At 70.5% G+C, this 13,314-nt stretch carries 16 protein-coding genes, 1 tRNA gene and 1 pseudogene; 12 read left to right on the forward strand and 6 right to left on the reverse strand.

What is annotated here, in order from left to right; translation table 11 throughout:
• The 3 genes and pseudogenes from GFJ45_RS12055 to GFJ45_RS12065 all read left to right on the forward strand — a co-directional run.
• A pseudogene (locus tag GFJ45_RS12055) lies at positions 1-306 on the forward strand (hypothetical protein); the annotation flags it as partial.
• 49 nt (positions 307-355) lie between these two features.
• Complete coding sequence (locus tag GFJ45_RS12060; protein WP_153397546.1) at positions 356-1,285, forward strand: aldo/keto reductase; 930 nt, start codon at positions 356-358, stop codon at positions 1,283-1,285.
• Between the two features lie 68 nt (positions 1,286-1,353).
• A tRNA-Ala gene (locus tag GFJ45_RS12065) sits at positions 1,354-1,429 on the forward strand.
• A 508-nt stretch (positions 1,430-1,937) separates the two neighbouring features.
• On the opposite strand, the gene GFJ45_RS12070 is transcribed toward GFJ45_RS12065, so the two are convergent.
• Together GFJ45_RS12070 and GFJ45_RS12075 are read right to left on the reverse strand one after the other, a co-directional pair.
• Positions 1,938-2,399, reverse strand: coding sequence for a pyridoxamine 5'-phosphate oxidase family protein (locus tag GFJ45_RS12070; RefSeq protein WP_153397548.1), 462 nt, complete (start codon positions 2,397-2,399; stop codon positions 1,938-1,940).
• A gap of 127 nt (positions 2,400-2,526) precedes the next feature.
• Positions 2,527-2,883, reverse strand: a complete 357-nt coding sequence (locus tag GFJ45_RS12075; RefSeq protein ID WP_153397550.1) for an ArsR/SmtB family transcription factor — start codon at positions 2,881-2,883, stop codon at positions 2,527-2,529.
• 64 nt (positions 2,884-2,947) lie between these two features.
• Between GFJ45_RS12075 and GFJ45_RS12080 the strand changes: the two genes are divergently transcribed.
• Positions 2,948-4,030 (forward strand): flavin-containing monooxygenase, encoded by a 1,083-nt coding sequence (locus tag GFJ45_RS12080; RefSeq protein ID WP_153397552.1) that lies wholly within the window; start codon positions 2,948-2,950, stop codon positions 4,028-4,030.
• Between the two features lies 1 nt (position 4,031).
• Positions 4,032-4,742, forward strand: a complete 711-nt coding sequence (locus tag GFJ45_RS12085; RefSeq protein ID WP_153397568.1) for an MFS transporter — start codon at positions 4,032-4,034, stop codon at positions 4,740-4,742.
• Here GFJ45_RS12085 and GFJ45_RS12090 read toward each other — a convergent pair.
• Positions 4,726-5,259 (reverse strand): hypothetical protein, encoded by a 534-nt coding sequence (locus tag GFJ45_RS12090; RefSeq protein WP_194288645.1) that lies wholly within the window; start codon positions 5,257-5,259, stop codon positions 4,726-4,728. The genes GFJ45_RS12085 and GFJ45_RS12090 overlap by 17 nt on opposite strands.
• A 327-nt stretch (positions 5,260-5,586) precedes the next feature.
• On the reverse strand, positions 5,587-6,534 hold the full coding sequence (locus tag GFJ45_RS12095; RefSeq protein WP_228386939.1) for a GNAT family N-acetyltransferase: 948 nt from the start codon (positions 6,532-6,534) through the stop codon (positions 5,587-5,589).
• A 468-nt stretch (positions 6,535-7,002) separates the two neighbouring features.
• On the opposite strand from GFJ45_RS12095, the gene GFJ45_RS16950 reads away from it, so the two are divergent.
• From GFJ45_RS16950 to GFJ45_RS12115, 5 genes are all read left to right on the forward strand, one after another.
• The gene (locus tag GFJ45_RS16950; protein WP_267128862.1) at positions 7,003-7,251 is read left to right on the forward strand and encodes an SDR family NAD(P)-dependent oxidoreductase; all 249 of its coding nucleotides are present in this window, start codon (positions 7,003-7,005) and stop codon (positions 7,249-7,251) included.
• Positions 7,241-7,744, forward strand: a complete 504-nt coding sequence (locus tag GFJ45_RS12100; RefSeq protein ID WP_267128863.1) for an SDR family NAD(P)-dependent oxidoreductase — start codon at positions 7,241-7,243, stop codon at positions 7,742-7,744. The genes GFJ45_RS16950 and GFJ45_RS12100 overlap by 11 nt, the downstream gene beginning before the upstream one ends.
• Before the next feature lie 95 nt (positions 7,745-7,839).
• Entirely contained in the window at positions 7,840-8,757 is a 918-nt protein-coding gene (locus tag GFJ45_RS12105; protein WP_153397556.1) for an NAD-dependent epimerase/dehydratase family protein, read from the forward strand.
• On the forward strand, positions 8,754-9,686 hold the full coding sequence (locus tag GFJ45_RS12110; RefSeq protein WP_153397558.1) for an RNA polymerase sigma-70 factor: 933 nt from the start codon (positions 8,754-8,756) through the stop codon (positions 9,684-9,686). The genes GFJ45_RS12105 and GFJ45_RS12110 overlap by 4 nt, the downstream gene beginning before the upstream one ends.
• Positions 9,687-9,892: 206 nt before the next feature.
• Positions 9,893-10,321 carry a VOC family protein gene (locus GFJ45_RS12115; RefSeq protein WP_153397560.1) on the forward strand — a complete coding sequence of 143 codons (429 nt, stop codon included), beginning with the start codon at positions 9,893-9,895 and terminating at the stop codon, positions 10,319-10,321.
• Between the two features lies 1 nt (position 10,322).
• Here GFJ45_RS12115 and GFJ45_RS12120 read toward each other — a convergent pair whose 3' ends face one another.
• Both GFJ45_RS12120 and folP read right to left on the reverse strand, forming a co-directional pair.
• Positions 10,323-11,057 (reverse strand): pyrimidine reductase family protein, encoded by a 735-nt coding sequence (locus GFJ45_RS12120; protein ID WP_153397562.1) that lies wholly within the window; start codon positions 11,055-11,057, stop codon positions 10,323-10,325.
• Positions 11,054-11,971, reverse strand: a complete 918-nt coding sequence (gene folP / locus GFJ45_RS12125) for a dihydropteroate synthase (protein ID WP_323368735.1) — start codon at positions 11,969-11,971, stop codon at positions 11,054-11,056. The genes GFJ45_RS12120 and folP overlap by 4 nt, the downstream gene beginning before the upstream one ends.
• A gap of 138 nt (positions 11,972-12,109) precedes the next feature.
• Here folP and GFJ45_RS12130 point away from each other — a divergent pair, with 138 nt between their 5' ends.
• Together GFJ45_RS12130 and argF are read left to right on the forward strand one after the other, a co-directional pair.
• Positions 12,110-12,583 carry an NUDIX domain-containing protein gene (locus GFJ45_RS12130; RefSeq protein WP_153397564.1) on the forward strand — a complete coding sequence of 158 codons (474 nt, stop codon included), beginning with the start codon at positions 12,110-12,112 and terminating at the stop codon, positions 12,581-12,583.
• A gap of 40 nt (positions 12,584-12,623) precedes the next feature.
• Positions 12,624-13,314: ornithine carbamoyltransferase (argF, locus tag GFJ45_RS12135; RefSeq protein ID WP_153397566.1), on the forward strand; the 691-nt coding region annotated here is incomplete at its 3' end.

Below are 13,314 nucleotides of genomic sequence, written 5' to 3' on the forward strand. Positions count from 1 at the left end.
CGCGCACCCGTGGCCGCGGCCGCCCCGGCCGCTGGCCCCGTGCCGGAGCTGTACGACGTCGAGCAGGCGGAGGGCACCGCCGCCCCGGCCTGGGCCACGGAGGCCCCGGCGGCGACCCCGGAACCGGCCGCTCCGGGTACCTGGCAGCCGGTCCCGGTGCCCACCCCGACCTACCTGATGAAGGCTCCGGCGCGGCGGCCGGTGCAGGGCACGCCGTACCGCACGCCGGTGGACGAGCTGCCGTTCGACGGCCACGCGCTGGCGCTGGAGGAGGAGTTCGAGGACCTGCCGGCCGTGCACGGCTGAGCCCGGCCCCGCCTCGACCGGGCCACCAGGCCGCCCGTAGGTTGGGTGCATGACCACCAGCTACCGTCCTCTCGGCAACTCCGGCCTGATGGTCAGCACCGTCGGCATCGGCTGCAACGCCTTCGGCCGCCGCATCGACGTCGACACCGTGCAGCAGGTCGTCGACACCGCGATCGAGGAAGGTGTCACCTTCTTCGACACCGCCGACGTCTACGGGCAGGGCGCCAGTGAGGAGCTTCTCGGGCGTGCGCTGGGCTCCCGCCGCGACGACGTGGTGGTGGCCACCAAGTTCGGCATGGACATGCAGGGCGCCAACGGCCCCGACTGGGGCGCCCGAGGCTCCCGCCGCTACGTCCGCCGTGCCGTCGAGGCGAGCCTGCGGCGGCTGGGCACCGACTGGATCGACCTCTACCAGCTGCACCGGCCGGACCCGGTGACGCCGATCGAGGAGACCCTCGCTGCCCTGCACGAGCTGGTGCAGGAGGGCAAGGTGCGCTACGTCGGCTCCTCGAACCTCGCCGGCTGGCAGGTCATCGACGCCGACTGGACCGCCCGCACCTCCGGGTACACGCCGTTCGTGTCCGCCCAGAACAAGTACTCCCTGGCCGACCGGTCGATCGAGAAGGAGCTGGTCCCGGCCTGCGAGTGCGTCGGTGTGGGCATCCTGCCCTTCTTCCCCCTGGAGTACGGCCTGCTCACCGGCAAGTACCGCCGCGGCCAGGCCGCCCCGGAGGGCAGCCGGCTGGCAGACCCCTCCCAGCAGCAGCGGCTGGAGCGGGCCGACTGGGACGCCGTGGAAGCGGTGGCGTCGTTCGCCCACGAGCGCGACCTCAGCATGCTGCAGGTGGCCATCGGGGGGCTGGCGGCCCAGCCGGCGGTCGCGTCGGTCATCGCCGGCGTCACCAGCCCCGAGCAGGTGCGGTCCAACGTCGAAGCCGGCCAGTGGACGCCGACGGCGGAGGACCTGGCCGTGCTCTGACGGGACGAGCCCTCGATGCGGAGGCTCGTGGGATCGGGTGCTACAGTGCGTAGCCGCACGACACCCATGGGGCTGTGGCGCAGTTGGTAGCGCGTCTCGTTCGCAATGAGAAGGTCAGGGGTTCGAATCCCCTCAGCTCCACCAAACCCGTTGGTCGGCGTCATCCTCGGGTCGGTCGGGGCGGATCTCGGGCTGGCGCAGTTGATCTGCCTGACGACACAACGCACCCCACCACCGGCCCCTTGCCCCTGTCTTCTTCCGGTCACGAGGCGCCGAGAGAGTCGAGCCGCCGGGCGAGTGCCGTTGGAGCCTGGACATGAGCCAGGGGTCCCTGGTCTGCCAACTGATGGACCGCTGCGTGCGGAACCGGGGCGCGAACCTCTTCGAAGGAAGGGCCGTAGGGCGCCAGGCCGCGATTGCTCGCGCCCAGGATCAAGTCGACGTGCTCCGCACGCTGCGCGATGACATCGGCGACCTCCGCCTCACACAGGGCTCGAAGCTCCGCGTGGCGTGGCTGGCTCAGACGCCGCAAGGCCGCCCAGGTGTGATGGTCGGCTCGTAGTGCCTTCACGTGGGCGGCCAGCCTTGCCCGGTCGGATAACTCCTCGTAGCGGAGGCTCGGCCGTGACGAGTTCGGCCGCAATGACGAGTGTTACTCCAGCCAGACCCCGTCGCGCATGATGACTCTGCCGCTCAGTTCCTGCTCCCCACGCCATGCCCGCACCGTGGTGGGCTCCACACGCAGGTACACAAAAGCGGCGTCTTCGCGCCGCGGATCCCAACCAAACTTGTCGGCGAACGAGTCCGCAGCGTTCCCGGGTACGTCGTCGTCCGGGAAGCACTCCGCTATCCCCTGCAGAAGAACAACGTCGACGGTGTCTGGCAGGGCGAGCCGCACACGCGGCTCCTCGCGCACGTTGCGCGCTGTCGCGGAAGTCGCGCTGGTGCTCATCCATACCGCTCGACCATCCCACGCGAACCAGAGCGGGACCTGGTGCGGACCGTGCTCGGGGTGTGCCGTCGACATCCAGATGTCGCGCTCCGCAGCGAGGCGCTCGCACGTGTCATGCCTGCGCTCCAGCCCCCCACGGCGAGCGTCTCCGGTCCCGTGCATGGGGGTGACCCTAGTCAAGACCGACGGCCGTGTGGTTTGCCGCCCATCTCCGGAGCTCGACGCCGCCTCCGCGGTCGCTCGGGCCGGTCCCGGGTTGGAGCGCAGGCGACGCCGTCACCAGGCCCGCTCAGCAGCAGGCGAGTAAGTACGTCTGCAGGTCGTCCAGGGCGGCCATGACTCCGTCGCGGTTGGCGCGATACAGCACCACCTTGCCCTGGCGCCGCGAGGTGACTATGCCAGCTCGGCGCAGGAATGCCAGTTGCTGGGAGGCGGTCGACTGACCCAACCCGGCCTTCTCGGCCACCTCACCGACGGACAGCTCGGCGCCACGAGCGAAGAGCATCATGACTGCCTGGCGGGAGGGACTGGCGAGTGCCTTCAGGAACTCGTGGGTGGCAGGCGTCAACTCCAGGTCGGTGTCGGTGGCGTCAGCGGGACCGCACCGACCAGCGCTCGGCTCTGGGCTGGCCAGCCGTGGAGACATGACCTCATGCTAGCGAGTCATTCTTACTCTTTGACATATTACGAAGTAACGATATGTTGCCGGTATGAACTCGGCCCTTGCCCCTGTCATCATCGTCGGTGCCGGCCAGTCCGGACTGGCCGCCGCGAAGGCCGTGCGCTCCCGCGGGTTGCGCCCGTTGGTGCTGGAGGCCAGCCACAACCGCTCCGGTTCCTGGCCGCACTACTACGACAGCCTGCACCTGTTCTCACCAGCAGCATTCAGCGCAATGCCTGGGCTTCCCTTTCCCGGTGACCCAGATCGCTACCCGCACCGGGATGAAGTCATCCGCTACCTCGAGGCCTACGCCGACCGGCTCGAGGACGTGGAGATCCGAACGGGTACGAGAGTGACACGGGTCACCGCGGACGGGCCTGGCTTCGGTGTACACACCGCTGGTGGTGACTGTTTGCCGGCCTCCGGCGTCGTGGTCGCCAGCGGCTCGTTCGGCAACCCGTACTGGCCGGTACTGACCGGTGCTGAGGGCTTCGGCGGCCGCATCATCCACGTCGCGGAGTACCGCAACCCCGCCCCCTTCGCCGGGCAGCGGGTCGTAGTTCTCGGCGCTGGGAACTCGGCCATCCAGGTGGCGCACGAGCTGGCCGAGAAGTCCACGGTAAGCGTTGCCAGGCTGCGGGTGCCCGAGTTCGTCCCCCAGGTCGTGCGTGGGTACGACGTGCACCACTGGTTCAACGTGACCGGTTTCGACCACATCCCCGGGGCCTGGCTGGCGCTCCTTGCGAACGCGCCGTTGGTGCTCGACACCGGTGACTACCGGGCCGCCTATGAGGCCGGACTCCTCGACCATCGTCCGGTGTTCACCGCAATCGATCATGACGAAGTCGTGTGGGCAGACGGACGCCGGGAACGCGTTGACGCGATCATCCTCGCCACCGGGTACCGGCCCGACGTCGGGTACCTGAACGACCTCGGCGCCCTGGATGAGCACGGCCTGCCGCGTCATGTGGGGGGAATCTCCACGACGCACCCGGGGCTCATCTATCTGGGCCTGGAGGGACAGCGGTCGTTCTCGTCGAACACCCTGCGTGGGGTGAGCCGCGACGCCGAGGAGCTGGCGCCGGCACTGGTCGCCTACGCCGGGGGTGCCCTGGGCGCCCTCGGCCTTTGAGGTGGGGGCCGTCCAGGCACTCGGTTCCGCTCGGCCGGAACATCACGGCGCGCCTCCACGCTTCGTTCTGGCCACGCTGTGCCTGACTCAGATCCCCAGCTGGGGGGTGCTCTTCTACGCGTTCCCAGTCGCCTCGCCGCAGATCGTCGCGCAGACCGGATGGTCCTCCACCATGGTCTCGGGAGCGTTCTCCCTGGGATTGCTCAGCGCCGCTGGCGCCGGCATCGGAGTCGGGAGACTCCTTGACCGCCGCGGTCCTCACCTGGTGATGACTGCAGGTTCGGTGATCGGCACTGCCGCCGTCTTCCTCGTCGCCGCGGCCCCCGATCCCCGGACCTTCATCGTGGGCTGGCTCCTCGCCGGGCTTGCGCAGGCTGCCGTGCTGTACCCGCCCGCGTTCGCCGCGCTGACGCGTTGGTACGGCGCCGCCCGAGTGCGGGCACTGACGACATTGACTCTCGTGGCCGGTTTGGCCAGCACCGTCCACGCCGAGACCCTGGGTGCGGTTGGCCGGTCGCCAGCGGGGCGAAGGTGCTGCACCTGCCTCAGGCAACGGGCAGCGCAACCTCACCCGCGCGGCTGGTCCCGGCAGCTCCTCCTCCGCGGGGCTACGGTTGTGCTTGGCTCGACCTGCCGAGTGCCGCGCCGCCGAGCATGCGATCAGGCTCGTTCTGACCGGACTGCTCAGGACTGCGTCACGGTGTGGACATGAAGCCGAACTCAGCCAGCACTGTCGGCACGACCAGGAGGAGCAGCGCCAGGAGAACCGGTGCTGCGAGGACGCCGAGGGCCGGCACGTCCCAGCCGAGGTCGTGGCGCCGTGAGTAGGCGATCGCCAGCACGCCCCACCCGCTCGCTGCCGCTACGAACATGCACAGGTAGGCCACGCTGGCGACATCGAGCTCGTCTGCACTCCCTGCCAGACCGGTCGACATGCCGACTGCCTGCACCATGCTGCCGGCGACGTAGACCGCAAGAGTGGCGAAGACGCCCCACACCGCCATGCCCAGGAGCCTGGCGGGGATCCTTGGCGGACGGCGTGATACCGAGAGCAGGGCAACAGCCGCCCCCAGCACTTTCAGTACTGCCACGAGCCAGTTCATCACCGTGAACGCGGCGGTGTACTCCGCGTACTCCCCGTAGGCGAGGTGATCGGAAGCCTCCATCACGACGTTGACCATCGCGAACCCCACGCACCACACCGCCATGAGCCATCCGACCACCGTCACTCCTGGTCCTGGCTCAGGTGCGGCTGCCGGTGGGCGCCGTTCGGTCGACCTCGATGTCGTTGGGAAAGTCACGACTTGCTCCTGTTCAGGCATGAGCGCCGGGGGCGCTGGGTCGCGCGCGGGGGAGTGAGCAGTGGTGTTCGACCATGAGACCGGAGTGGGCACCGGGATGTGACATACGGCCGCGCCGTCAACCACGACAGTCCACGTGGGCTCACGTCAGGAGGGGGCTCGCCCCCGCTCGGCCTGTCCCGTTGCACCGAGCTCCCCCTCGAGGGTGAGCGCCCTCCCACGGAGTCGATGTGCTGACGGGGGAGGTACAGCACGTCACGTCATGTGCCTGCGCGGCTCGAGCACCAGACGGTGCTCGGTAACGTGGAACCCGATGCGCTCAAAGGAGGCGACCATCGGGGCGTTCGCCATGTCGGTCGTGGCGGTGATGCGGTCCGCACCGTCGCAGGTGTGGCCGTGCACGGCCTCGGCGAGGAGCGCGTCCACCAGCCCGTTGCCGCGGTGCTCGGGGAGCACGCCGAGGTATCCCACGTTGCGGGCGTAGGGGGTGGCCGACGGGACAACGAAGCCGAGCACCTCCCCAGCCTTGTCGGTGGCAATGCGCCACCAAGAACGCTCCCCGGGGCTGGCGAGGTAGAACCCGAAGTCGTCACGGGCCTGGTCAACGGGGTCGAGGACGGCCAGGGAGCGGCGCGTGGCCACGTCGAGTGAGTCCACGGCGACGCGGCGAAACAGCTCGAGGAACTCCTCGTCGTCACCGGGGCGGAAGCTGACGCCCGGAGACGGGGCAGGTACGCCGGTGACGGTCCGCCACTCGAACTGCAGCCGTTCGTTCTCCTCCGTCAGCCCCGCCGACCGTGCAGCCATGACGCGCCAGTCAACCTCACGGCGCACCGCCGGCCGCTCGCGCCAGTCAGGGGGTAGCTTGAGCAGGTACTCGGGCACTGCCCTTGATCCCCCGGCGAGGAACGCGCGGTGGGCTTCGGTGAGCATCTTGCGCGCGACCTCGGCACGGTCGGCGACCCCGACCACATCGATCGCGTCCAGTGTGATTGGCCAGTCGCGGTGGGCGTGACCCCACCACAGGGCGCGACCGATCAGATCACCGTCGTCAGACTCCGCGAGCCATGACCATTCCGGACGCATCCGCCCGGCGGTCACCTCCCCGACAAGTCGCTCAGCGTCCACGGAGCTGATGGCGGGGTCGGCCTTCATGTCGGCCACGTGCGGCATGTCCGTCACGGTGGCTCGTCTGATCTTCACGCCGACCATCCCGTACAACCCCGGGCGCGTGCGTTCCAGCACAGAGCGCCGAACACCATGATCTCCTCGCATCTCCTGAGTTGTCTGTCCGCTCATGAGACAAGGGCGGGTGGTCCCGTGTGACATCACGGTGACCTGCGCGGTATCTCTCTGCAGGACGTTGCGCCACGCTGAGTCCGCCTGGCGCTCGGTGGTCCCATGCCACTGAACATCGACTCGACGGCGCCAGGACGGCACCGCAGAGCTCAGTCGTGATCATCTCGCGCGGTTCCGGACCGTCCGAGGCTTCAGACCGGGGACCCCGGCCCCCAGGTCGTAGCGGCGCTCGCTGGCCTCGAGACCCGCGGCGGCTCGTTCGACGTCGACCGGTCCTCGCGTCTTCCCATGTCACAGGGGCCTTGGCTGTCTTGTCTCCGTGGCGGAAGAAGTTTCCGAGAAGGACACCGCTCACAAGGCAAGGAAGTGTTCATGAACGAGCAGATCACCCACCGACGCGTAGCGCTGGTCACCGGGGCAAACAAGGGGATCGGTCGTGGCGCGGCCGAGCAGCTCGCCGAGCGGGGCATGACGGTGCTGATCGGCGCGAGGGATGCCGGCCGCGGGGAGGAGGCCGCCGCGGCGCTGCGCGCGGCTGGCGGTGACGCGCATGCGATCACCCTGGACGTGACCGATCCCGCGACTGTCGAGGCGGCCGCCAGCCACGTCGATGAGCGCTAACGCCGGCATCACCGGGTCCGGCCAGGTCTCACCCCAGGACGCCACAGATCAGATCCCCAGCTCGGTCGACCTGGACATGGTCAGGGCGGTGTTCGAGACCAACGTCTTCGGCGTCATCTCGGTGACCAACGCGATGCTTCCGCTGCTCAGGCGGTCACCGGCGCCACGCATCGTCAACGTTGCCAGCCACGCGGCGTCCGTGGCGCTCATGAGCGAGCCGGACGGTCCCTTTGCAGCACTGATCCCCTCGGCCGCGTACACGCCATCGAAGTCGGCGCTGACCGCTCTGACCGTCCAGTATGCCAATGAGCTGCGGAAGGACGGGATCCTCGTCAACGCCGTGGCGCCGGGGTTCGTGGCCACCGACAGCAACAACCACACCGGGCTCCTGCCCGTTGCGCAGGGAGCCGCCGTGCTGGTCCGTCTGGCCATGCTCGATGCGAACGGACCCACGGCCGGGTTCTTCGGTGAAGAAGGTGCGGTGCCGTGGTGACGGACCGGTCGCTCAGGGAACAGAACACGAATGACTCGGCCCGCTGCACTCGCTGACAGCGACAGCAGGCAGACCGAACTCGAGAAGGGAACATCATGCACGTATTCGTGGCCGGGGGCACCGGGGTACTGGGACGACGGCTCGTACCGCAGCTGGTGGCGCGGGGCCATCAAGTGACCGCAACAACGACGAGCGAAGCGAAGCTCGGCCAGCTCGAGCAGCTGGGCGCAACGGGTGTCGTGATGGATGGACTGGACGCGGCATCGGTCGGGGAGGCGGTGGCCGCCGCGCGGCCGGATGCGATCGCGCACCAGATGACCTCGATCGCCGCCAAGCCGGACATGAAGCATCCCGATCGGTGGTTCGCGACCACCAACCGACTGCGCACGGAGGGCACCGACCATCTGGTCGCCGCTGCTGAGGCGACCCGCGTACCGCACTTCGTCGCGCAGAGCTACGCCAGCTGGAACGGCATCCGCGACGGGGGGTGGGTCAAGACGGAGGAGGACCCGTTGGACCCCGGGGACGGGAGGATGCGACCGGGAGCGGACGCGATTCGCCATGTCGAGGAGTCGGTCGCCAAGCTCGGTGGCGCGTCCCTGCGCTATGGCTGGCTCTATGGGCCGGGAGCCTTGGACGATACGGTCGCTGTCGTTCGCAAGCGTCAGTTCCCGCTCGTCGGTGGCGGGAACGGGTACACGTCCTGGGTGCATCTCGACGACGCGGCCAGCGCCACCGTCCTGGCTATTGAGCAGACGGCCAGGGGTACCTTCAACATCGTCGACGACGAGCCCGCACCGGTAAGAGAGTGGCTACCGCATCTGGCTTCCTCGGCGGGTGCGAAGCCTCCGATGCCCGTCCCGGTGTGGCTGGCACGGATGCTCGCGGGGGACTTCGCGGTGACGATGATGACCGAAGGGCGTGGCTTCTCCAACGCCAAGGCCAAGCGAGAGCTCGGCTGGGAGTTGCAGTACCCGAGCTGGCGGCAGGGATTCGAGAAGGAGCTGGCATGACCCGGACCGAGCAGCTGAGGCAGTTCGAGGAACTACGGCCGCTGTTGTTCTCGATCGCCTATCGAATCCTGAGCAGCGTCAGCGAGGCCGAGGACGCGGTCCAAGAGACCTGGCTACGGTGGGAGTCATCGGAGACAACGCCCGACTCTGTCAAGGCATACCTGTCTGCCGTTGTCACACGGGTGTCGATCAACGTGCTCAACTCTGCCAAGGTCCGCCGTGAGAAGTACGTCGGGCCGTGGTTCCCCGAGCCGCTCCTGGACGACCCGTTCCAGGACCCCGAACGATCAGCAGAGCTGGCTGACTCGGTCTCCATGGCGTCGTTGTTGCTCCTCGAGCGGCTCAGCGCGCTGGAGCGCGCGGTCTTCGTGCTGCGCGAGGTCTTCGGGTACGACTACGACGACATCGCGGCTGCTGTAGGCCGCTCCGAGGCGGCGTGTCGCCAGCTCGCAGCGCGGGCACGCCGTCACATGGACGCAGGAAGGCCCAGGTTCGAAGCCGACCGACGAGAGCGCGAGCTGCTCGCGGACCGGTTCTTCGACGCCTTCAAGCATGGCCAGGTCGAGGAGCTGAGGGAGCTGCTCGCGGCTGACGTGAGCATGGTGAGCGACGGAGGCGGCAAGGCCCCGCAGTGGGGGGCCGGGATCGTTGGGGCCGAGAACGTCGCCCGGCTGCTCGCCTCGCTGGTCGCCCCGTTCCACAGGGTCGGCGGCGCCGTCGAACTGCGGTCGGTGAATGGCCAACCGGGTGCGGTCTTCCGGGACCGGGACGGCAAGGTCGTCAACACCATGGCACTCGACATCGCTGAGGGGCAGGTTCAGACGATTCGCGCTGTCATCAATCCAGACAAGCTTGGCCACGTCGGTCCCGTGGCGGACGCGCGGGACGTGTTGCGCCGCACCCAGAAGGCTCGCAGCGACACGGACTGACCGTGGCTCGCTGACCCTGCCCACCGAGGCGGTGGCCCTGCTCGTGGATTGGCCCGGCCGTGGGCGCGAGGCAGTCCCGGCATGGGTGCCTGGCGGGGAAGTCGCGACCGCGCGCGCCGGTGAGCTGCCTGTCCGCGCCACCGACACACCGGGACCAGACACGCAGGACGTGGACGAACCGGGCGCCGCTGCCTACCGTCGGACAGGTGAACGCTGAGGTGCGGCCGCGGCTGCGGCAGGTGGTCCTGGACACGACCGACGCGAGGGCGCTGGCGGAGTTCTACCGCGAGCTGCTCGGGCTGGTCTACCGGCCCGGGGACGAGGCGCCAGGGCCGGGGGCGCCGGACGAGCGAGGCCGCGACTGGCTGGTGCTGCGCCACCCGGACGGGAGCAGCGCCCTGGCCTTCCAGCAGGTAGCGGCCCTGCCGGCGGCCACCTGGCCCGAGCCGCGGGTCCCGCAGCAGCTGCACCTGGACCTCACCGTGGGCAGCCTGACGGAGCTCGAGGGCGCGCACCGGCGGGCGCTGCGCCTGGGTGCTCGGCTGCTGCTCGACCGGTCGGAGGACCCCGAGGAGCCGCTGCGGGTCTACGCCGACCCGGCCGGCCACCCGTTCTGCGTCTTCGTCGCCGACTGAGTCACCGCTCGCGCCGGTAGCGCAGCAGCAGCATGTCACCGGCGGACAGCACGTGCACCCGCCGCATGCCCCGCAGCACCTCGTGGGTGCCCCTGGCGATGCGGGGAGCCTGGCCGCCGACGAGCGCCGGGCTCAGCGTCAGGCACAGCTCGTCGAGCAGGTCGGCCTCCAGCAGCGTGCCCAGCAGCCGCGGCCCGCCCTCGCACAGCACCTGCCGCAGCCCCCTGGCCTCCAGCTCCGTCCGGACCAGGGCGGGCTCAACGCGGGCCCGGCCGCAGTCGACCACGTCGGCGACGCGGGCGAGCCGCTCTCGGACCCGTCGTGGTGCGGCGGCGTGGGTCAGGAGCAGCGGGCGTACCGGCGCCTGGGTGAGGACGCGGGCCTCCGGGTCCAGGTCGAGCCGGCCGCTGACCAGCGCCAGCACCGGGTGCGGAGGCAGGCCGTGCTGCTGGCGCCAGGCCGCCTCCTGGGGGGCCAGCCGCATCGGGCCGTAGCCCTCCTCCCGGACCGTGCCGGCCCCGACCAGCAGCACGTCGGTGAGCATCCGCAGCGTGTCTAGCACCAGCTTGTCGTCGGGGTTGTTGAGCGCTCCGGTCAGCCCGCCGGCCGTGGCGGCCCCGTCGAGGGAGGCGATCATGTTGGCCCGCAGGTGCCACCGGTCCCGGTCGGGGACCGTGTAGCGGCGCAGCACCTCCTCGGGGTCCAGCAGCAGCTCGGGGCGCGGCACGGCGCTCACCGGTTGTGCCGGGCCTGGACGGGGTCGCGCAGGCCCAGCACCGCCTCGACCATCCGGACGGCGTCCACCGTGGCCGCGACGTCGTGCGTGCGCACGATGCGGGCCCCGGCCGCGACGCAGAGCGCGGTCGCGGCCAGCGTGCCGGGCAGCCGGTCCTCCCGCTCGCGGCCGAGGGTCTCCCCGACGAAGTCCTTGCGCGACAGCGCCACGAGCGTGGGGTGCCCGAGCGCCACGACCTCCCCGAGCCGGCGGACGAGCTCGAGGGAGTGCCCGGTGTGCTTGTTGAGGTCGTGGCCGGGGTCGACCACGATCTGCTCGGGCCGTACCCCGCCGGCGAGGGCCTGCTCGACCCGCTCGGCGAGGAAGCTGACCACCTCGGCGACCACGTCCTCGTAGCGGGGCCGCGGCAGGTGCACGTGCGGCGCGGCCAGCGAGTGTGCCACGACCACCCCCGCGCCGGTCTCGGCGACCACCTCGACCATCCCCTGCTCGCGCAGCCCGTAGGTGTCGTTGACCACGTCGGCGCCGGCCTCGACGCACCGGGCGGCCACCTCCGGGCGCGAGGTGTCGACCGAGATCACCGCGTCGGAGGCGGCCCGGATCGCCGCGACCACGGGCACCACCCGGTCCAGCTCCTCGCTCACCGGGACGCGCGCGGTGTCGGGGGAGAACGGCACGCCGCCCACGTCGACCCAGTCGGCGCCCTCCTCGACCGCCCGCAGCGCGGCCGCGACCGCGGCGTCGAGCGCGTACGTGCGCCCCCGGTCGTAGAACGAGTCCGGGGTGCGGTTGACGATCGCCATGACCGCGACCCGCCGCGAGAAGTCGAAGTCGCGGGCCCCGAAGGTGCGCAGCGGCATCCGCACCGGCGGCACCGCCGGAGGTTGCGGCGGTCGCGGCCTGACATCGGGCACCGGTTGCTCCTCCCGTCGGCCGGGCGCGGCGTGCCCAGCGGTGGTGGTGCTGCGCAGGAGCGTACGGGTCGCGGCTGACCGCGGGCCGACCAGGCCGCAACCGCCCCACCGGTGGCGGCGCGGTGCCAGAGTGGGGGCATGCCCGTGTCCCCCCACATCGCCCGGCTGCGGGAGTCGGTCGGTCACGACCTGCTGCTGTTGCCCTCGGTCGCCGTGCTGCCCCGGGACGAGCAGGGCCGGGTCCTGCTGGTGCTGCAGACCGACCGGGGGCAGTGGGGGACGATCGGGGGCGCCGTCGAGCCGGACGAGTCGCCGGGCCAGGCCGCCGTGCGCGAGGCGCGCGAGGAGGCGGGGGTCGAGGTGGAGCTCGCCGGGATCCTGGCCGTCGTCGGCGGCCCGCGGTACCGCATCACCTACCCCAACGGCGACCGGGCCGCCTACGTCAGCACCGTGTACGCGGCCCGGGTCATCGCCGGTGAGCCCGCGCCCGACCACGACGAGACCAGTGCCGTCGCCTGGGTGGCGCCGGAGCAGCTGGCCGACCTGGACCTGGGCGACTTCGCCCGCGCGATGTTCGAGGAGCTGGACTGGCTCCGATCGGGGAGGGCATAGCCTGGGGGAAAGCCATCCCCGAGCCGTGCGAGGAGTCCCTATGGCCGTCGACCTGCGTGGCCGCAGCCTGCTGTCCCTGCAGGAGTACACCGCCGAGGAGATCATGCACCTGCTGGACCTGGCGGCCGAGCTCAAGGCCGCCCGGCGCCAGGGACGGGAGCAGCCCCGGCTGACCGGGCGCACCGTGGCCCTGGTCTTCGAGAAGACCTCGACCCGCACCCGCTCGGCCTTCGAGGTAGCGGCAGCGCACCAGGGCGCGAGGACCACGTTCCTGGACCCCGGCGCCACCCAGATCGGCCACAAGGAGTCCATCAAGGACACCGCGCGGGTGCTGGGGCGGATGTACGACGCCATCCAGTTCCGCGGGTCGGCGCAGTCAGCCGTGGAGCTGCTGGCCGAGCACGCCGGGGTGCCGGTCTACAACGGACTCACCGACGACTGGCATCCCACCCAGATGCTGGCCGACCTGCTCACCATGCGCGAGCACAGCGACCGGCCGCTGCAGCAGGTCGCCTACGCCTACGTCGGTGACGCGCGCAACAACATGGGCAACTCGCTGCTGCTCGTCGGCGCCAAGCTCGGCATGGACGTGCGGATCGGCGCGCCCGCGGCGCTGCAGCCGGAGGAGTGGCTGGTCAGCCGCTGCCGCGAGATCGCCGCGACCACGGGTGCTCGGGTGACGGTCACCGAGGACCCGAAGGAGGCGGTGGCCGGGGTCGACTTCGTGCACA

Origin of the sequence: Ornithinicoccus halotolerans, from assembly GCF_009602535.1 — a bacterium.
Taxonomy (GTDB): domain Bacteria; phylum Actinomycetota; class Actinomycetes; order Actinomycetales; family Dermatophilaceae; genus Ornithinicoccus; species Ornithinicoccus halotolerans.

Coding starts and splice junctions, on each gene's coding strand:
- GFJ45_RS12060 (WP_153397546.1), top strand. CDS start 356: ATGACCACCAGCTACCGTCCTCTCGGCAACTCCGGCCTGATGGTCAGC.
- GFJ45_RS12070 (WP_153397548.1), bottom strand. CDS start 2,399: ATGCACGGGACCGGAGACGCTCGCCGTGGGGGGCTGGAGCGCAGGCAT.
- GFJ45_RS12075 (WP_153397550.1), bottom strand. CDS start 2,883: ATGTCTCCACGGCTGGCCAGCCCAGAGCCGAGCGCTGGTCGGTGCGGT.
- GFJ45_RS12080 (WP_153397552.1), top strand. CDS start 2,948: ATGAACTCGGCCCTTGCCCCTGTCATCATCGTCGGTGCCGGCCAGTCC.
- GFJ45_RS16950 (WP_267128862.1), top strand. CDS start 7,003: ATGAACGAGCAGATCACCCACCGACGCGTAGCGCTGGTCACCGGGGCA.
- GFJ45_RS12100 (WP_267128863.1), top strand. CDS start 7,241: ATGAGCGCTAACGCCGGCATCACCGGGTCCGGCCAGGTCTCACCCCAG.
- GFJ45_RS12105 (WP_153397556.1), top strand. CDS start 7,840: ATGCACGTATTCGTGGCCGGGGGCACCGGGGTACTGGGACGACGGCTC.
- GFJ45_RS12110 (WP_153397558.1), top strand. CDS start 8,754: ATGACCCGGACCGAGCAGCTGAGGCAGTTCGAGGAACTACGGCCGCTG.
- GFJ45_RS12130 (WP_153397564.1), top strand. CDS start 12,110: ATGCCCGTGTCCCCCCACATCGCCCGGCTGCGGGAGTCGGTCGGTCAC.